This is a genomic window from Actinoplanes sp. HUAS TT8 (assembly GCF_051380535.1).
Classification (GTDB): domain Bacteria; phylum Actinomycetota; class Actinomycetes; order Mycobacteriales; family Micromonosporaceae; genus Actinoplanes.
The window spans coordinates 909,232-927,461 of record NZ_CP195646.1 but is presented as its reverse complement, the minus strand read 5'-3'; the positions used below and the strand labels follow the sequence as shown (position 1 = coordinate 927,461).

Sequence of the window (18,230 nt, the reverse complement as noted above, 5' to 3'; positions counted from 1 at the left end):
GGAGCACCCTGATGGAACTGCCCTACGTCTCGATCGTCATCCCGTGCTGGAACGAGGCCCGGTTCGTCTCCGCCTTCCTGGACTCGGTGAAGGCGCAGACCTATCCGGCCGACCGGGTCGAGATCCTGCTGGTCGACGGGATGAGCGACGACGGCACCCGCGCGATCGTCCGCGATCACGCGCTGCGCGAGCCGAATCTGCGGCTGCTCGACAATCCCGGGCACAGCAAACCGGCCGCGCTGAACCGGGGCATCGCCGAGGCCCGCGGCGACGTGGTCGTCCGGCTCGACGTGCACGCCGAGTACGAGCCGGACTACCTGCTCAAGTGCGTGCACGGGCTGCTGCGCAACCCGGAGGCGGACAACGTCGGCGGGATCCGGCGGCCGCTGCCGCGCGACGACACCGCGCTGGGCCGGGCCATCGCGGTCTCCACCACGGACATGTTCGGCGCGGGCGGCGCCCGGTACCGGACCGGCGCCGGCGGCCCGCAGTGGGTCGACACCGTCTACGGCGGCTGCTACCGGCGCACGGTGTTCGACCGGGTCGGCGTCTTCGACGAGCAGCTGGCCAGCGCCCAGGACCGCGAGTTCAACCAGCGCCTGCGGGCCGCGGGCGGCAAGGTCCTGCTGCTGCCGGACATCAGCAGTACGTACTACGCGCGCAGCGACTTCCGCGAGTTCTGCGCGTGGACGTTCGAGGCCGGGTACTGGCCGTTCCGGGCGTCCCGGTCGGTCGGCCGCTGGATCGGGTCGTTCCGCAACGTCGTACCGGTCGGCTTCGTCGTCCTGCTCGGCGGCTCGGCCGCGGCGGCCCCGAAGAGCCGTTACGCGCGCTGGGCGGCGGCCGGGATCGTCGGCCTCTACGGCGCCGCCGCGCTGGCCTCGGCCGGCCGCCTGGCCTGGCGCCACCGCGACCCGGCGCTGCTGGTGACCCTCCCGATCGTCTTCGCGACCACGCACGTCGCCTACGGGATCGGCTCGATCTGGGGCGTGCTCGACCCGGCGGCGCGGCGCGGATGAGCACGATCCTGCACTACGACCGGGGGCGGGTGGCGCTGCACGCGACGCTGCGGGCCCTGCACGTGTCGGCCGGGGACGAGGTCGTGGTGCCCGCCTACACCCGCGCGGCCGTGGTCGACCCGCTGCTGCGGCTCGGGGTCACGCCGGTCTGGGCCGACATCGACCGGGTGACGCTGAGCCCGGTCGACCCGGTCGTGCACGTCACCGCCCGTACCCGGGCCGTGATCGCGCAGCACACGTTCGGCTATCCGGCGCGCACCGACGTGCCCGGGGTCCCGGTCGTCGAGGACTGCTCGCACATCGGGCCGGGCTCGATCGAGGCCGGGACGGCCGGGGTGGCCGCGATCTACTCCTACGGCTGGGGCGAGCCGGTGGTGGCCGGCTCCGGCGGGGCGGCCGTGGTCCACGATCCGGCGCTGGCCGCCGAGATGCAGACCCGGTATCCGCTCTACGCCGATCCGCCGGTGGATCGGGAGCTGACGACGGCGCTGCTGATCGCCGCCGACCTGGCCGTGCCGTCGCGGTGGCGGGGGCGCTGCCGCGGGCCGGCCGCGAGCACCGACTACGGCCGCCGGATGAGCCGGACCGCGCTGCTGCGGCTCCCGGGCCGGATCGCGGCGGCCCGGCGCGACCTCGGCGTACGCCGCAAGGTCCTGACCGCGTACGAGAAAGGCCTGGACCGGATCGGGGTGCGGCACCACCCGCGGCCCGGCCCGGACGCGGTCCCGCTGTGTCTGCCGGTGCCGGTCTTCGGCAAGGAGTCCGTGCTGCGCGAGGCGGCCGAGGCCGGCGTCGAGCTCGGCGGACGCTCCCGCATGCCTCGCTCGCAGTATGTGAAGGGGTCCTGCCCGAACGCCGAGTGGGCCGCGAATCACCTGGTCACCCTGCCGATCCGGAGCAGCCTGCGGCCGGCCGACGTGCATCGCGCCCTGCGGCTGTTCGAGAGGCTGAAGGCGAAGGGCCATGTCTGACTGCCGACTGCATGCCCACCGGTGAACGCCTGGGCCTGACCTCACTGCTGCGGAGCGTGCCCGCAGCGGTGCGGCGCGACTATGTCTCCACCCTGCTCGTCCAGTGGTTCGTGCTGGGCACCGGGCTGTTCCTGTTCCACCTGGTCGCGCGGCGGGGCAGCGTGTCCGGATTCGCCTACTACCAGATCGCGCGGGGCACGGTCAGCTCGTTCCAGCCCGCGCTGATGCTCGGACTCGGACTGGGCCTGCAACGCTATCTCCCGCGCACCGAGCACACCACGCGACTGCTCGCGCGGCACGCCCTCTACGTCGAGGCCGCCCTGGTCACGGTCGTCGGACTGACCGGCGTCGGCGCCGGGACGTGGATCGCCGGGCGGCTCGGACTCGACGGCGGGCGGGACGCGATCGCCGCCATCATGATCATGCTGGGCGGCAACTGCCTGTGCACCTGCGGGCTGGCCGCGCTGCGCGGCAATCACCAGGTCGTCGACTCGAACCTGATCTCCGGGCTCGGACTCGGGCTGATCCCGCTGGTCGCGTTCGTCTCGGCCGACGGCATCGAGGAGTTCCTGGTCATCCAGGGGATCGGCGCCGCCGCGGTCGGCGTCTGGGGCACCCTGGTCGTCCGCCGGCGCCCGGCTTTCCCGACCGAGGATCAAGAGCCGAACCTCAAGACGCTTATCGCGTACGGCATACGTCGCATGCCCGGTGAGGTGGCGCTGCCCACGCTGTACACGTTCCCCACCTTCGCCGTGGCGGTCACCATGCCCGGTCACCCGGAGGCCGGCTACGTCGGGTTCGTCACGTCGGCCGTCACGCTCATCTGCTCGCTGTTCGCGATGCTCACACCGGTGCTGCTGCCCCGGCTCAGCCGCCTGTTCCACCGGGCCGGCGAGGACGCGGTCGTGCGTCAGCTGCTCACCGTGCTGCCGGTGGTCGCCGGGGTGCTGGCCGCGGTGCCCACGCTGGTGATCTTCCTGTTCGCGCCGCTGCTGGTGCACGGGTTCCTCGGCGACGAGTTCACCGGTGCCATCCCGATGCTGCGGCTCGGGGTGTTCGCGGCGATCCCCCTCGCCATGTTCTACGCGGCCCGGCCCACCATGGACACGCTGCTGGAACCGAAGTTCATGAGCCGGCTGCTGCTCGGGTGCCTGGCCCTGGAGATCGTGGTGACCGCGATCGGCACGGTGTTCCTGGCGCCGGCCTACGCCGCGGTGCTGGGACTGGCCGCGGCGGCCACGGCGCTCGGGTTCGACGCGGTCGGGCTGGCCGCGTACGCGGTCCGGCTGCCCCGCCCATGATCGCGCCGCCCGCCGTCCGGCCCGGACTGGTCGTCGTGCTCGCGTTCGTGGTCGCGCTGGCCGGCCGGTTCACCCTGACCCGCGCCGGCGTGGACATCCCGGTGGTCAACGACGTACGCGTACCGTTGTTCTTCGCTCTGATCCTGAGCCTGGCCCTGGAGTCGCATCACGCCGGGCATCAGCCCGCCGAGGGCGGCCACGCCCTGATCGGCATCCTGGCCCTGCTCGGCTACCAGGGGATCTCCGTGCTGTGGACGCCGCCCGGGGCGGTCACCGGACCGATGCTGGGCGACCTGTGCGCGATCGCCGGACTGCTCGTCGTCTACTTCAACCTGGCCGCCTGGGACCGCGACCGGGTGACCGCGACGACCCTGACGCTGTTCCACATCGCCGCCTGGGTCTACTTCCTGGCCGCCGCGGCCGGGCTGGGCCGGCAGGCCAACGGCCGGTGGTCGGCCCTGGGCGGCGGCCCGAACGTCTTCGTCCGCCTGATGATCCTCGGCGTGATCACCTCGCTCTACCTGTACCTGCGCCACGGCGAGAAACTGATCTGGCTGGTGCCGATCCCGGCGTTCCTGTTCGGCGCGATCGCCTCCGGCTCCCGGGGTGGTCTCGTCGCGCTCGGCATCACCATCGTGATCGCGCTGCTCGCCATCCGGCCGAGGATCGACCTGGAACGGGTCGGCAAGCCGCTCGGCCTGCTCGTCGTGGTCGGCCTCGCCGTGGGTGTCGTCGGCGGGCCGGTGATCGCCGGGTTCGTGCAGCAGCGGTTCGTCCAGGCGACCGTCGGGCAGGGCTACGCGTCCGACCGTGACGTGCTGTTCCGGATGGCGTTGCGGATCTTCATGCAGCATCCGCTGCTGGGGACCGGACTGAACGGCTTCAACTCGGTCAGTGGCCTCGACCCCGACCTGTACGTGCACAACCTGCCCCTGTCGGTGGCCGCCGAGGGCGGGGCGGTCGGGCTGCTGCTGCTGGTCGGGGCGTGGCTGATCCTGTGGCACGCGTACGTCGGGCTGCCGGTGGCCGAGCGGGGGCTGGAGGCGCGGACGGCGGCCTACTGCGGGATCTTCATCGGGGGGACGTCGCTGTTCTCCGGTGACTACTACGACGCCCGGCTGATGTGGATCCTGCTGTTACTCGCGGCTGTGCACCCGGCGCGGGCGCGGATCCCGATCTCCCACTGACCCGGCCGCGTTCATCAGGACCCTCTCAAAATCCTGGAACAGCCGGTCGCGGTCGAAGCGGTCGCGGGCCAGCGTGGCCGACGCCGCCCGGGCCGCCGCGCCCGCCGCCGGGTCGCGCAGGAACGCGGCCGCCACCCGGGCCGCGCCCGCCGGGTCGTCCGGCGGCAGCAGCACCCCGGCCCCGGCCCCGGCGATCAGACCGGCGATCCACCCGCCGTGGTTGACCGCGACCGGCCGTCCGGCCGCGAACGCGTCGAACAGCTTGTTCGACGCGTCGCTGCCCAGCTCGGGACGGTTGATGGTCAGTCCCACGGCCAGGTCGCAGGCCGCGAAGTAGGCCGGCACCTCGGCCTTGGCGACCGGCCCGAGCAGGAACAGGTTGCGGTCCAGCACGCCCAGTTCGCCGGCGAGGCTCCGGAGCTGTTCCCGCATACGTCCGTCGCCCAGGATCAGGATCCGTACCTCTGGATCGGTTTGTGAAAGATGAGCCGCCGCCCGGACCAGGTAGTCGACGCCGTTGACCACCCCGAGGGTGCCGGCGTAGAGGATCAGCGGCCGGTCCTGCAGCCAGGGCAGGGATCGGCGCAGCGCGGCCCCGGCCCGGTCGGCGTTCCCGAACAGCGCCCGATCGGAGCTGTTCGGCACCACGGTGACCGGCACCTGCGGGAACCGCCGCCGGATGCTGTCGGCCATCCCCTGGGAGAGCGCGACGACGTGCGCCGAGCGGTGGTAGGCCCACGCCTCCAGCCGGCGGGCGGCCCAGCGCATGGCCGGCGAGCGCAGCGCGCCCATCGCAATCGGCACCTCCGGCCACAGGTCACGGACCTCGAACACCATCGGGACGTGCCGGCGCCAGGCCGCGTAGGCACCGGGAACGGCCACGGTCAGCGGCGTGCTGGTCGCGAAGACCAGGTCGTGCCGCAGGCGACCGGCCTCGACCGACGCTCGGCCGACAAAACCGAGAAAGGCCCAGAGGCGGCGACGGTACGACATGGCGTTGTCGTAGGGAACGGGCAACCAGTGCACCACGACGCCGGCCTCGGTGCTGGTGCGCGTGTGGTGACCGGACGGGTCACCGGTGATCACGTGGACCTCGTGGCCGCGCTCGACCAGGCGCCGGGCGAACTCGTACGACCGTGTGCCACCGGCCATCCCCGGCGTCTTGAAATACTGATGTATATACGTAATTCGCACTAAATGCACTCTACGCGGCGGGAACGCCCTTCACGGTCCTTCCGGCGGGCACCTCGCGGACCACGCAGGCGCCCGCGCCCACCGTCGAACTGTCCCCCACGGTCCGGCCCTGCAGGATCGCGGCGTTCGTCCCGACCAGCACCTCCCGGCCGATCCGGCACCCACCGGAGACCGCCGCCTGCGGGTTGACCTGGACGAAATCGGCCAGCACGGCGTCATGCCCGACCGTCGCGTTCTGATTCACGTGCACGTGCCGGCCCAGCGTCACGTTCGTGGTGATCCGGGCACCGGCGAACAGCACCACCCCGCCGGCCAGCTCGCTGTCCAAGCCGACGGTGGCCGCCGGGTGGACCAGCCGGGCCGCCGGGCGGCCGAGCGGATCCAGCTCGGCGGCGACCCGGGCGCGGATCCGCGGGTCGCCGATACCGATGACGAACGCCGTGTCGAGGTCGGCCAGCAGGGCATTCGGGCCCAGCCAGGCCGTGCCGAGGCGGTCCAGGCCACGCAGGTTCGGCTCGGCCGGGGCGTCGTCCAGGAAACCGAGAACCTTCCAGGCGCCGCCGGCGTCGTTGACCGCGGCGATGATCCCGAAGATCTCCCGGCCGTGGCCCCCGCAGCCGACGACGACGATCGGCTCAGGCACCGTCCGTGCCCATCACCTGCACGCCCCTCGCCGGCCCACTCTTCACCGAGCCGGTGAACAGGTGCATCGTCTCCTCGCCGGGGGCGGTGATGCCGGTCCGGCGTAGCAGGACCAGGAACGTCCGCGCGAAGATCTTCAGGTTCAGGCCGATCGAGCGGTGGTCCACGTACCAGACGTCGACCGCCAGGCGCTCGTCCCAGTCCAGGGCATTCCGGCCGCTGACCTGCGCGAGCCCGGTGATCCCGGGCCGGACGTCATGGCGACGGGCCTGCTCCGGCGTGTACAGGTCGAGATAGTGCATGAGCAGCGGCCGCGGCCCGATCAGGCTCATCTCCCCGCGGAAGACGTTCCACAGGGTCGGCAACTCGTCCAGGCTGAACGCGCGCACCACCCGGCCCACCCGGGTGAGCCGGTCGGCGTCGGTGACCAGACCCCGCCGCTCGTCCACGTCCCGCATCGAACGGAACTTGATCAGGGTGAACGGCCGCCCGTGCAGCCCCGGCCGCCGCTGACGGAACATCACCGGACGACCCACCCCGACCGCCACCGCGGCGGCGACCACCGGGATGACCGGCGCGAGAACGACCAGACCGGTGCCGGCGACCGCGATGTCGATCGCCCGCTGCACGGCGTCGGTGGTCCGGCGCCTCACCGGTGATCCTCCACGAACTCGGCGATGGCATCGTGCACCCGCTGAACCTCGCTGTCGGTGAGGGCCGAGCCGCTGGGCAGGACCAGGCCGTTGCGGAACAGGTGCTCGGCGGCGCCGCTCAGGGCCGTCCGGGCGCCCGCGAAAACCGGCTGCAGATGCATCGGCTTGAAGATCGGACGCGTCTCCACACCCCCGGCGGCCAGATGCGCGGCCAGGTCACGGACGTGCCAGCCGGTCCGGCCGGGGTCGGCCACGACGGCGGTGAGCCAGCAGTTCGCGGCCGGGTCGTCGCCGCCCGGAAGGGTCACACCGTCGACGTGGGCGAAGACTTTCGCGTACACGTCCCGTACGCGCCGCCGTTTTTCGATCATCTCGTCCAGCCGGAGCAGCTGGGCCCGGCCGAGCGCGGCCAGAACATTGCTCAGGCGGTAGTTGTAGCCGATCTCCGAGTGCTCGTAGTGCTCGACCGGCAACCGCGCCTGACCGGCCAGATACCGTGCGCGTACGGCCAGATCCCCGTCCCGGGTCAGCAGCATCCCCCCGCCCGAGGTCGTCATGATCTTGTTGCCGTTGAACGACAGCGCCGCCGCCCGCCCGAACGAGCCGGCCGCCCGGCTCCCACGGGTGGCACCGAGCGACTCGGCGGCGTCCTCGACGACCGGGACGCCGTACCGTTCGCAGATCGGCAGGATCCGCTCGTAGTCCGCGCACGACCCGTAAAGGTCCACGGTCAGGACCGCCCGGACCGGCGTGCCCTCGGCGCTCAACTCGCCCAGCAACTCGTCGAGCAGTCCGGGGTCGAGATTGCCGGTGGCCGGATCACAGTCGGCGAAGACCGGAGTGGCCCCGGTGTAGACGACTGCGTTCGCCGTCGCCACGAACGTCAGGGTCGGCACCACGACGACGTCACCCGGGCCGGCGCCCACCCCGAGCAGGGCCAGGTGCAGCGCGGCGGTCCCGGAGGTGACGGCGACCGCGTGCGGGACACCGGTGCGGTCGGCGATCTCACGCTCGAACAGGTCGAGATCCGGGCCGGCCGGGGCGATCCAACCGGAACGCAGGGCGGCCAGAACATACTCCTGCTCCAGAGGCCCGACGTCGGGCCCGGAGAGCAGAACGGCGCGATTCTCGGCAAGCATCCCCCACCACCCATACGGACCGGCACCAGGGGGAATGCGTTCGGCTCGACGTCCGCCATGCTAGCCCGCCCCGGTTGCCGAATCCGGAACTCCGCCGCCTCGCCGCCTCGCTGCCGAAACCGCCGTCCTCGCCGGCCGGGGCCCCGCTGCACTCGTCGATCAGGTCCGCCGCCGCCGTTCTCGCCGGTGGGGCCGGTCGCCTCCGGCCGCCGTGTTTTCACCGTCGGCGGCCGGCTTCGGCGGACGCTCAGCCGGCCACCCAGGACGGGGTGAAGCCGACCCCCCACGCCACCACGGCGCCGATCATGGCCAGCGCGAGCCCGGCCAGCGCCCCCGCCCCGATGATCTTGAATCGCGGGTTGTTGAACAGCACCGCCCCGATCGTCGCGGTGACCGGCGCGATGCAGACCCCGCCGGTGCCGTAGAAGTACATCCACTGGTGCGGGTCGTCGGTGTCGCTCCACAACCAGTTCGCCGAGAACAGCCCGAGACCGACGTGCAACGCGAGCACGAGAATGCCGACCAGCACCGCCAGAGATCCCTTTGCCACACCGGAACGTTAGCCGCACCCGCCCCACCCGACACGGGGGTGGGGTATCCCTTTCCCGCCGCCTCCGCCCCATATCACCATAAATGGGTCACCATCCGGTATGCGGCCCACCACTCAACCAAACGAAGCGCCTCCGCACGGGTTGACGACATACCCGTCCGCCAGATGCCTGGTCAGCGACGGGTCTCTGCCCGTGACCGCTTGCCGGTTGCCCTCCGCGCCAGCGCACCCCACACCGCGGTCGCGTGCCGCTGCACCAGCATCGCGCCGAGGGTCACCACGCCCGCACCGAGCCAGGCCACCGCGAACCCCAGCAGCGGCCGACTGGCGAACACTTCCCCACCGGCGTAGCCGAGCAGCGCACTCTGGGTCGCCCAGACACTCGCCCCGATCAGGGTGAACCCGGCATACCGCCGAGCCGGATACCCCACCGCCCCGGCCGTGAACGCCGTAGCCGACCGCACCCCCGGCACATACCGTCCGAGAACGATCAGCGGAGCCCCGTGTCGCCGCATCACCGACAGAACCCAGTCGTGGATCGCCGCCCCACGCCCGCTCCGCCGCAGGCGCCGGGTCACCGCGGGCCCGCTCCGGCGCCCGACCAGATACGCCAGCCCGTCCCCGACCAGCACCCCGCTCGCCGCCGCGAGGATCACCCAGATCAGCATCGGATGACCGGCCTCGGCCACCCCCACACTCACCGCCACGATGATCGTCTCGCTGGGGATGAACGGCAGCACGACGTCGAACATCGCCGCGGCCAGAACGATCACCAGCACCCAGCGGCTGGTGGCCACCAGATCGACGTACTGCGACACCATCGCCACCTCCCGCTACCCCGACATTCGCAGCCCCGGGCAGCCCCGACATGACATCCACGAATACGCCGAACGACCCCCACCCAAATCAGCCCTCCCCACCGCCAACCCGCCCCTCACCCCCAACCCCAACCCCAACCCCTCAACCCCACCCCTTTCCCGTACGGCAACCAACCGCCCCTCCCGCACCACCCGTCCCACCAGCCCCAGCCCCCTCAGCCCCCAGCTGGCACCCACGGCTCCCCCACACACCCCAACCCAGCCCCCAGCACCAGCCACCAACGCCCAGCTGGCACTCACGGTCGCCACCAGCCCCGGGAACAGCACTCAACGCCAGCTTTCGGGCTTCAGCTGGCGCTGAGTGCTGCGCGAGCCGGCTGAGGCCGCTGCAGACCTTGAGTGGCAGCGCCTACGCGGCGTTCGGCGCCCGACGTGGCAGCACCTACGCGGTGCTTGCCGCCCGACGTGGCAGCACCTTCCCGGCGCGTGCCACCCGACGTGGGAGCACCTTCCCGGCGCGTGCCACCCGACGTGGCAGCACCTTCGCGGCGTCTGTCGCCGGACCAGGTCACCGCGCGACTCGCGGTGGCCGGCTGGCGCTGACGGCTGCCTCCGGCCCGCCGTTACGACCCTGAGCACCAGCTCGGGCCGTGCGGCTGGCTCTCGGGGCGCCTCAGCCCCTCCCGAGACAACCCTGAGCACCAGCTCCGGCCGCGCGGCTGGGGCTTCGGGGGTGCCTCAGTCCTCCCGAGACACCTCGAGAGCTGGCCGCGCGGCGGGGCTGGGGGTGGAGTGGGGCGGGTTTGCGGTTTTTGCTCTGACCGTGACCAACGGCGGACGTCGCCCTGGAGGGCTTTGCGTTCTGGCCGCGCCAGCGGCCTGCGAAGCCCGGAAGGGTCCCCGCGGGAGCGACGATCGGGACCACTGCGGACCGAGGCAATGAAGAATTTGATCTTGGGGTTGAAAGGGGTCAGACCAGGGCCGGGCGGCGGGGGAACGAGGCTGCGGACATGGCGGCCACCGCGAGGAGGCCGGCCAGCGGGGCGAAGGCGAAGCCGGCGCGGATGGAGTCGCCGACCAGCGGGCCGGTGATGGCCGCGCCGGCGGCGCTGCCGACGGTGAACGCGGTGATGATCCAGGCGAATGCTTCGACCGCGGTGCCGGGTGGGGTGAGGCGGTCGGCGGTGAGGAAGACCGCGGTCAGGACGGGCGGCAGGGAGATGCCGGCGATCGCGAGGAGGATCGCCATCGGGGCCGGCGCGGGAACCAGGAGCAACGGGACAAAACCGACGGCCAGCATCGCGGTGACCAGCGGCAGCCGCCACGGGCCGCCGGGGCGGACGCGCATGTAGGCGAGGCCGCCGATGAGCGCGCCGGCGGCCTGGCCGGCGAGGAGCCAGCCGCTCAGGGAGCGGTTGCCGGCGGCCTCGGCGTAGCCGGTGACGACCACCGGGAGGCTGCCGATCGCCGCGCCCGCGCAGACGACGCCGAGGAGGATCACGACGAAACGGGCCACGCGCAGTGGTCCGGCCCAGTGCCGGGTCGCCGCGACGCCGCGCCAGACCCGCACGACCGGCGTCGAGGCGAACAGGGCCACGCCTGCGAGCTGCAGCAACGCGGCGGCGACGAGTCCGGCGGGCGGTCCGGCGATCGCCACCGCGAGCAGGGTTACCAGAGGGCCCGTGACATAGATGATCTCCTGGACGGCGATGTCCAGCGAGTAGGCCGCGGCGACCGCGTCCGGGCTGACCAGATTCGGCCAGAGCGCGCGGAGGCAGGCCTCCAGCGGCGGCGTGCCGAGGCCGCCCAGCACCGCGCCGATCACCGTCGCCGCGAGCGTGTGCCCACTGACCGCGACCAGCAGGAACCCGAGTCCGGAGAGCGCCGCCGAGGCCCAGAGCACGGGTGGTTGCCGCCAGCGGTCGACGATCCGGGCCAGGATCGGCGCGCTGACCGCCATCCCCGCGGTGTACGCGCCGACGACCAGGCCGGCGACGACGAGGCTGTGCGCCTCGCGGGCGAAGAGCAGCAGCGCCAGCGGGGCCGACGCCATCGGCAGGCGTCCCGTCTGGCTCGCGATCAGAAGCCTGGCGACGTACGGCGTTCTCAACAGTTGCGTGAGTGCGGACATGCGCTCTCTCGTTCTCTTCGCTCCGAACAGGGGACCATGGTCGGTTCCGGACACGACGCACCGGCGCGACACCATTGGATCGCGGAGCGTTCGTGCGGGGAGACCGGCCGGACGGGCAACTCAGGGAGCGAAGTCGGCCCGATCGTGGTCGAGGCCGTAGAGCGGGAGATCAGGCGTGACCCAGGCCGCGTACGCGGCGGCTACGGCGTCCTGAGGGGTCACGTCTCGCAGCCTACCGGAGTGTCGGGGCCGGCCGCCCGGTCGGTTTCCCGGAGTGCCAGATCGTTTCAACTGTTGACGAGTGAGTAGCCGCGTCCGTAGCCTGAACCGTGCCTGAAACGTTTCACGAACCGAGAAAGCGGGCCGCCCGATGAGCCTCCCCCTGGACCAGATCAAGGAGACGCTGCGCGCCCAGCGCATCGAGACCCCCTCCTGGGCGTACGCGAACTCCGGCACCCGATTCAAGGTCTTCCCGCAGCCCGGCGTGCCCCGCGACCCGTACGAGAAGATCGCCGACGCCGCCGTCGTCCACCGCCTGACCGGAATCGCCCCCACGGTCTCCCTGCACATCCCGTGGGACCGGGTCGACGACTTCACCAAGCTGGCCGAATTCGCCCAGGAGCAGGGCGTCACGCTGGGCGCGGTCAACTCGAACGTCTTCCAGGACGAGGACTACAAGCTCGGATCGGTCACCAACCCCGACCCGCGCGTGCGCCGCAAGGCCACCGACCACCTGCTGCAGTGCGTGGACGTGATGGACGCGACCGGCTCCCGCGACATCAAGCTGTGGTTCTCCGACGGCACGAACTACCCTGGTCAGGACGATATTCGCGACCGGCAGGACCGGCTCGCGACGGCCCTGCGCGAGGTCTACGGGCGGCTCGGCGACGACCAGCGCATGCTGGTGGAGTACAAGCTGTTCGAGCCCGCGTTCTACACCACCGACCTGCCCGACTGGGGCACCGCCTACGCGCACTGCCTGGAACTAGGCCCGAAGGCCCAGGTCGTGATCGATACCGGTCACCACGCGCCCGGGACCAACATCGAGTTCATCGTCGCGTTCCTGCTGCGGCAGGGGAAGCTCGGCGCGTTCGACTTCAACTCGCGCTTCTACGCCGACGACGACCTGATGGCCGGCGCGGCCGACCCGTTCCAGCTGTTCCGGATCATGTACGAGATCGTCCGGGGCGACGCGCTGAACCCGGCCTACGGGATCAACTTCATGCTCGACCAGTGCCACAACATCGAGGCCAAGATCCCGGCGATCATCCGGTCCGTGCTCAACGTCCAGGAGGCGACCGCGAAGGCGCTGCTGGTGGACCGGGAGGCGCTCGGCGCGGCCCAGCGGGACGGCGACGTCCTGGCCGCCAACGCCGCGCTGATGGACGCGTTCAACTCCGACGTGCGGCCGCTGCTCGCCGACCTCCGAACCGAGAACGGCCTGGACCCGGACCCGATGGGCGCGTTCCGCCGCTCCGGCTACCTGGAGAAGATCTCCGCCGAGCGCATCGGCGGCACCCAGGCCGGCTGGGGAGCCTGAACCCGATTTTCCCGTACGGCGGTGAGCCGGCGCCCGCCCGCCGCAGTCACAACCTCCGCCCCACCGGCCGGCCCTCCGGGGTGCCGGCCGGGGCCGGTGGCTGGGGTGAGGGGTGGGTCGTCAGAGGCGGCGGATGACCGAGACGACCTTGCCGAGGATGGTGGCGTTGTCGCCGGGGATGACCGGGTAGGCCGGGTTCTGCGGGACCAGCTCGATGTGGTCGCCGCGAAGGCGGAGGGTCTTCACCGTGGCCTCGCCGTCGATCATGGCGGCGACGATCTCACCGTTCTCGGCGACCGGCTGCTGGCGGACCACGACCACGTCGCCGTCGCAGATGGCGGCCTCGATCATCGAGTCGCCCTTGACGTTCAGCGCGAACAGGCTGCCGTGACCGACCATGCCGGTGGAGACGGTCAGGTGGTCGAGCACGTGCTCGTCGGCGAGGATCGGGGCGCCGGCCGCGATCTGGCCGAGGACCGGGATGGTGACCGCCGGATCGGACACGGCCGGCTCACGGACGTCGACCGCCCGCGACCCGTGCGGCTGCCGGCGCAGCAACCCGTGCCGCTCCAGGACCTTGAGGTGATGCGCGACCGACGACGGCGACACGAGCCCGACCGCCGCGCCGATCTCCCGCACGGTGGGCGGGAAGCCCCGCTCCCGCACCGAATCGCGGATGACCGCGAGAATGCGCTCCTGCTTCGCGGTGATCCGCGGCTGCGATCCGCTGTCCCCGACATCGACGCTCATGGCCGCACCTTACCCCATGATTAGATCAGATGTACGAATCGTGACCGGAACCGCACGTTCGGGGGACCCCGGTCGCGACCGGGCCGACGGCGCTCAGCGCACGAAGAGCAGGAACAGACCGGCCCAGGTGCAGCCGATCATGAAGAGGACCAGCGGGAGTTCGTCGGCCAGCACCGCCAGCACCGGGCGTTCGACCTCACCGGCGGCCGCGGTCAGGGCGGCGTCGTGGGCGACGATCACGCCGAGAACGTGTCCGAGCAGGATCAGCGTGACCTGGGCGGTGGCGATCGCCGCCGGGATCGGGACGACGTTCCAGGTCACGCCCGGGGCCAGACCCCACTGCTGGATCATCAGGAGGAACCCGCGCGGGGCCTCGACGATCAGCAGCGACAGGTAGTGGGCCAGCGTGTAGCCGACCGCGATCGGGATCAGCGAAGCGGTCACGTCCAGCCGGCCCGCGGCCTTGCGCACGGCGAGCAGTACGCCGAGGCAGATCAGGACCAGTGCGCCGGTCGCGTAGAGCCCGGGGTGCCCGGCGCGCTGCACGAACCCGGCCCACGCGGGCGACCCGGAAGCACTGTCGAAGACCGTGGACCCCCACCACACGGCGACAAAAGCTGCGAATCCCGCCCGGGTGATCGTCACACGCCACCCTGGCGCCGCCACCGAGGAGCCGGCGGGAGACGGGGCGGCCGGCGGACCGGCGTGGACCAGGGCCGGAATGACCGGTGTGACCGCGAACGACGCCGGGAGCGGGGCGGCCAGTCCACTCAGCAGCGGACGGTGACGGAGAGGACTGAGGCGGCCGGCAAGCTCGGAGTACACCTCGAAGCAGTCACCCCGGGCGAACCACGACTCACCCCGCAGCGCCGCCGTCCCGAGCTGGACGATCGCATAGCCGAGCAGGCAGCACCCGATCACCAGCGGATCGGTCCGATCCCGGGCCACCAGCTCGAACCAGACGAACGCCAGCAGCCACAGCACGCCCGGCCACACGCCGAGCCCGTCCCCCGGCCGCAGCCCGGCCCGCGGAAGCCGCAGCAGCCGGAACAGTGTCCGCAACGGATTGACCGCCCGCCACACCGGCCCGAGAAGCACGCTGAGCGGCACGATCCCGACCCACAGCCACACGAACAGCGCATGAGCCGCCGGATTCGTCGAGTCCCGCGGCCCGAGCAGCGCGTTTCCCACCACATAGAGCGACAGCAGCAGTACGGCGACACGCGCCACCGGCAACCAGCCCGCGCCCCGGACCGGCCGGATCCGTCCGCCGCCCAGCCGCGGCCGGGTCCACAACACGGCCGCGATCAGGAACGACAACACGACAGTGGCCGCGCCCGCCTGCAGGACCAGGTCGAGGGGCAACGGCAGGTCGGAGGAGCGGCCGACTCCGTGAGCGAGCGGCGTCACTTCACTTCGAGCTGCAGCAACAGCGTGTCCGGGTGAGCCTCGACGTCGAACAGCCCGGACTGCGAGGCGACGAATACGATGCACGTGGGCTGGCCGGGCGCCACCTGGTACTCCAAGTCGTAGCCGTGGACGTGGATCTCCGCGGCGGTGTCGACCGAGACACCCAGACGCACCTGGCTGCCGAGCGGAACGCTCACCCGGTGCGGGGCCGGCGAGGCCTTGCCGTCCTGCAGGGCGGCGGTCGCGACGACCTGGTCCGGCGCGGCCGACCCGCACGTGGCCGGGGTGGCGGCCTGCGCGGCCGGCGCCTGCGTGCACCCGGGCAGCAGGGCGAGCGCGGCCAGCACGAACGGCATCAACCGCAACGACCGCTTACCCCACCCGCCGGAAGCCGCCGCGTCCGAAATGCGGGGATCGGCGGTCCGCGGGGTGCCTGCTGGAGGGCCGGAGAGACCGGGCACCGAGGCTCCGGCCGGGGCCGGCACGACGGCCGGCTGCGCATTGGTAGGCGCCAGCCCGACGGCCGGCTGCGCATTGGTAGGCGCCAGCCCGACGGCCAACTGCGCATTGGTAGGTGCCGGCACGGTTGGCAGCGGTCCGCCGAACACCGAGGACAGCGGCAGAACGGGCGCGGACGGCGGCGACGCGGCGGGACCGGCGGGACCGGCGGGCGCGGATGCTGAGGCGATCGGGAGGGGCGCGGGCGATGTCCGCGAGAGCGTGGGAGTGCCCGGGCCGGGGCGACGCTCCCACCAGCGGGTCAGGGACAGCACCGCCAGCTGCAGGAAGACCGCGATCGAGGCCGACGACACCAGCAGCACGAACGACGCGAACAGTGACGGGACCGAGAGCAGGCTGGACGCCGACAGCAGCGTCTGCACCCCGATCAGCGCCGGCACCAGCAGAAAGACCGATGACACCAGCAGCAGGAGGCCGACCAGCATCCTCACACCCCCTCCTCGGCGACCTCGGCCCGCTGGGCGAGGGTCCGCAGCACCGACGCGCCGGCCACGGCCACCCCGGCGCCCAGGCCGAGGGCGAGCACGACCAGGACGCGCTCCAGCGACGGGGGCCCGGCGAACGGCAGGACGGCTCGATGGAACGACGTCACGTCCGGGAAGACGAAGACCGCGGTCAGGGCCGCCCCCGCGCACACCGCGAGCAGCCCGGCGGGCCGGCCGCGGAGCGCGACCCAGGCCCCGCCGGCCAGCAGGGGCCAGCTCAGCAGGTTGATCCCGGCCGCGTTGAGGAACGTGCCGACCGGGGGCGCCGACTCGACGGCGAGGGTGGAGCCGGTGACGTGCGCGACCGACGCGGCCATCGCGACGACACCGGCCACGGCGAGCAGCAGGTCGGCGCGGTGCAGGCGGCGGGCGATCACGGGTACGGCCACGGCCGTCACGATAGCCAGCCCCCACCACACCAGCGGGTCCGGACGGCGCTCGCCGGTGAGGACGCCGGTGACGGTCACGGTGGTGCCGGCGGCGTCCAGGGTGAGCGCCCAGTCCGCCGTACGTCGGAAATCGATCTTTCTGTTCTCCGGTGTTGATCTTGCATCGGCCCAGGTCAACGCCGCACCGGAGGCAACGGTCCGGTTGATCCCGCTGACCGTGACCGGACCGCCGGTGTCGTTGGTGAGACGCAGCTTGGCGCCGTCCTCGATCGCGACCACGGTGAGACCCGGAATCTCAGGTGTGACAGCCACCACCCGGCTGCGTGCGTCGGAAGCGACGAGCCCACCGGCGTGCGCGGACGCCGGCGAGGCGGCGCCGAGCACGATCGCCCCGGCGACCAGCGTGAACAACGCCGGCCACCGGAGCACCTGGAGCAGTCTCACTCGGGCTGCAGGAACTGGACGCTGCGGGTGACCAGCACCGTCGCCGCGCCGGTGAACGCGGTGAGCGTGAGCAGGCCGCTGACCATGTGAATGTTCCACCCCACGGTCCCGGTCCGGATCTGGCCGACGATGAGCACGGCACCCCAGACGGCCGGCGGCGCGATCAGGCCCAGAGCGATCCAGCGGCCGGTCACCGGCAGGCTGACCAGGCGATCGGCCACACGCAGCACGAGTTCCACGGCCGGTGCGGCCAGGGCGACGGTCAGCTGCGGCCACCAGGACGCCTCGGAGTCGAACATCAGGTGCATGAGCAGCGCCGGGATCGAGACGAGCGCGGTCGGCAGGCCGATCGGCAGACGCCAGCGACGGCCGATCATCAGGATCGGGACCAGCAGCAGAACCGTGCTGAACAGGTAACCGTGGACGAGCTGGCCGTCGCTGGAGAACACGTTCGGCACGCCGGCGCCGGAGCCCAGGTGGCGGAAACCGAGCGCGCTGGCATGCAGGGAGTAGATGTGCAGCGGCAGGGCCGAGAAGAGCGCCGAGATCGCGACCAGGAACGCGCCGCCGACACCGAGGACCCGCCCGGGCAGGGTCGCCGTCATCAGCGCCGGGCCCATCGCGACCAGCACCATGCCCAGAATGATGAACTCGTGGCTCGGGCTGACGAAGATCTCAAGGTTCTTCTCGATGCCGAAGATGTTGTGCCAGAGCGTGTCCACACCGCCGCCGACCAGCAGGAACGCCATGCCCGCGATCGGGATACGCAGGGCGTTGGGCAGCGCGATCAGGCTCCGATAGGTCGGGATCTGCGGCAGTCGCGGCCGCATGATCCAGAGCAGCGTGAAGCCGGACGCCGCGATGCCCGAGTAGAGCACCGCGTGCCACGGCGTCCAGAACGTCTCGAGCTCGGGCGTGGTGGCATGCGCGTACGCATCCAGCTGCAGGCCGATGACCAGCCAGGCGCTCGCGACCAGCAGCACCCAGCGCTCCCGCGCGGCGAACGCGCGGACGCCGGGCGCGGCCTCGGTCGGCTGCGGCCGTTCGACGGACGTTGTCACGAATCCCCCTCAGATAGAACCGGGCGA

At 71.9% G+C, this 18,230-nt stretch carries 17 protein-coding genes; 5 read left to right on the top strand and 12 right to left on the bottom strand.

The window, feature by feature from the left end; all coding sequences use genetic code 11:
- Positions 1 to 11 precede the first annotated feature (11 nt).
- From ACSHV8_RS04135 to ACSHV8_RS04120, 4 genes are read left to right on the top strand one after another with little or no spacing between them, the layout of a single operon-like run.
- On the top strand, positions 12 to 1,019 hold the full coding sequence (locus tag ACSHV8_RS04135; protein ID WP_436529525.1) for a glycosyltransferase family 2 protein: 1,008 nt from the start codon (positions 12 to 14) through the stop codon (positions 1,017 to 1,019).
- Complete coding sequence (locus ACSHV8_RS04130; protein WP_436529523.1) at positions 1,016 to 1,990, top strand: DegT/DnrJ/EryC1/StrS family aminotransferase; 975 nt, start codon at positions 1,016 to 1,018, stop codon at positions 1,988 to 1,990. Before ACSHV8_RS04135 ends, ACSHV8_RS04130 begins: the two co-directional genes overlap by 4 nt.
- An 11-nt stretch (positions 1,991 to 2,001) precedes the next feature.
- On the top strand, positions 2,002 to 3,291 hold the full coding sequence (locus tag ACSHV8_RS04125; RefSeq protein WP_436529521.1) for a lipopolysaccharide biosynthesis protein: 1,290 nt from the start codon (positions 2,002 to 2,004) through the stop codon (positions 3,289 to 3,291).
- A complete protein-coding gene (locus tag ACSHV8_RS04120) occupies positions 3,288 to 4,478 on the top strand; it encodes an O-antigen ligase family protein (RefSeq protein WP_436529520.1) in 1,191 nt (396 codons plus the stop codon). The genes ACSHV8_RS04125 and ACSHV8_RS04120 overlap by 4 nt, the downstream gene beginning before the upstream one ends.
- Here ACSHV8_RS04120 and ACSHV8_RS04115 read toward each other — a convergent pair.
- The 7 genes from ACSHV8_RS04115 to ACSHV8_RS04085 form a co-directional block, all read right to left on the bottom strand.
- On the bottom strand, positions 4,428 to 5,672 hold the full coding sequence (locus ACSHV8_RS04115) for a glycosyltransferase family 4 protein (protein WP_436529518.1): 1,245 nt from the start codon (positions 5,670 to 5,672) through the stop codon (positions 4,428 to 4,430). The genes ACSHV8_RS04120 and ACSHV8_RS04115 overlap by 51 nt on opposite strands.
- A gap of 10 nt (positions 5,673 to 5,682) precedes the next feature.
- Positions 5,683 to 6,315, bottom strand: coding sequence for an acetyltransferase (locus ACSHV8_RS04110; RefSeq protein WP_436529516.1), 633 nt, complete (start codon positions 6,313 to 6,315; stop codon positions 5,683 to 5,685).
- Positions 6,308 to 6,967: a sugar transferase gene (locus ACSHV8_RS04105; RefSeq protein ID WP_436529514.1), complete on the bottom strand. Its 660-nt coding sequence runs from the start codon at positions 6,965 to 6,967 to the stop codon at positions 6,308 to 6,310. The genes ACSHV8_RS04110 and ACSHV8_RS04105 overlap by 8 nt, the downstream gene beginning before the upstream one ends.
- Complete coding sequence (locus ACSHV8_RS04100) at positions 6,964 to 8,106, bottom strand: DegT/DnrJ/EryC1/StrS family aminotransferase (protein WP_436529512.1); 1,143 nt, start codon at positions 8,104 to 8,106, stop codon at positions 6,964 to 6,966. Before ACSHV8_RS04100 ends, ACSHV8_RS04105 begins: the two co-directional genes overlap by 4 nt.
- Positions 8,107 to 8,353: 247 nt before the next feature.
- Entirely contained in the window at positions 8,354 to 8,656 is a 303-nt protein-coding gene (locus ACSHV8_RS04095) for a hypothetical protein (protein WP_436529510.1), read from the bottom strand.
- Between the two features lie 173 nt (positions 8,657 to 8,829).
- Positions 8,830 to 9,474, bottom strand: coding sequence for a DedA family protein (locus tag ACSHV8_RS04090; RefSeq protein ID WP_436529508.1), 645 nt, complete (start codon positions 9,472 to 9,474; stop codon positions 8,830 to 8,832).
- Between the two features lie 970 nt (positions 9,475 to 10,444).
- Complete coding sequence (locus ACSHV8_RS04085) at positions 10,445 to 11,605, bottom strand: MFS transporter (RefSeq protein WP_436529506.1); 1,161 nt, start codon at positions 11,603 to 11,605, stop codon at positions 10,445 to 10,447.
- Positions 11,606 to 11,975: 370 nt separating this feature from the next.
- Between ACSHV8_RS04085 and rhaI the strand changes: the two genes are divergently transcribed.
- Positions 11,976 to 13,145: an L-rhamnose isomerase gene (rhaI, locus tag ACSHV8_RS04080; protein ID WP_436529504.1), complete on the top strand. Its 1,170-nt coding sequence runs from the start codon at positions 11,976 to 11,978 to the stop codon at positions 13,143 to 13,145.
- Positions 13,146 to 13,265: 120 nt separating this feature from the next.
- On the opposite strand, the gene lexA is transcribed toward rhaI, so the two are convergent.
- From lexA to ACSHV8_RS04055, 5 genes are all read right to left on the bottom strand, one after another.
- Complete coding sequence (gene lexA, locus ACSHV8_RS04075) at positions 13,266 to 13,895, bottom strand: transcriptional repressor LexA (RefSeq protein ID WP_436529502.1); 630 nt, start codon at positions 13,893 to 13,895, stop codon at positions 13,266 to 13,268.
- A gap of 93 nt (positions 13,896 to 13,988) precedes the next feature.
- Complete coding sequence (locus ACSHV8_RS04070; protein ID WP_436529500.1) at positions 13,989 to 15,305, bottom strand: hypothetical protein; 1,317 nt, start codon at positions 15,303 to 15,305, stop codon at positions 13,989 to 13,991.
- Positions 15,302 to 16,255, bottom strand: coding sequence for a hypothetical protein (locus ACSHV8_RS04065; protein WP_436529498.1), 954 nt, complete (start codon positions 16,253 to 16,255; stop codon positions 15,302 to 15,304). The genes ACSHV8_RS04070 and ACSHV8_RS04065 overlap by 4 nt, the downstream gene beginning before the upstream one ends.
- On the bottom strand, positions 16,252 to 17,127 hold the full coding sequence (locus ACSHV8_RS04060; protein ID WP_436529496.1) for a hypothetical protein: 876 nt from the start codon (positions 17,125 to 17,127) through the stop codon (positions 16,252 to 16,254). Before ACSHV8_RS04060 ends, ACSHV8_RS04065 begins: the two co-directional genes overlap by 4 nt.
- A gap of 11 nt (positions 17,128 to 17,138) precedes the next feature.
- Positions 17,139 to 18,203, bottom strand: a complete 1,065-nt coding sequence (locus tag ACSHV8_RS04055; RefSeq protein WP_436529494.1) for a hypothetical protein — start codon at positions 18,201 to 18,203, stop codon at positions 17,139 to 17,141.
- Positions 18,204 to 18,230: the final 27 nt, after the last annotated feature.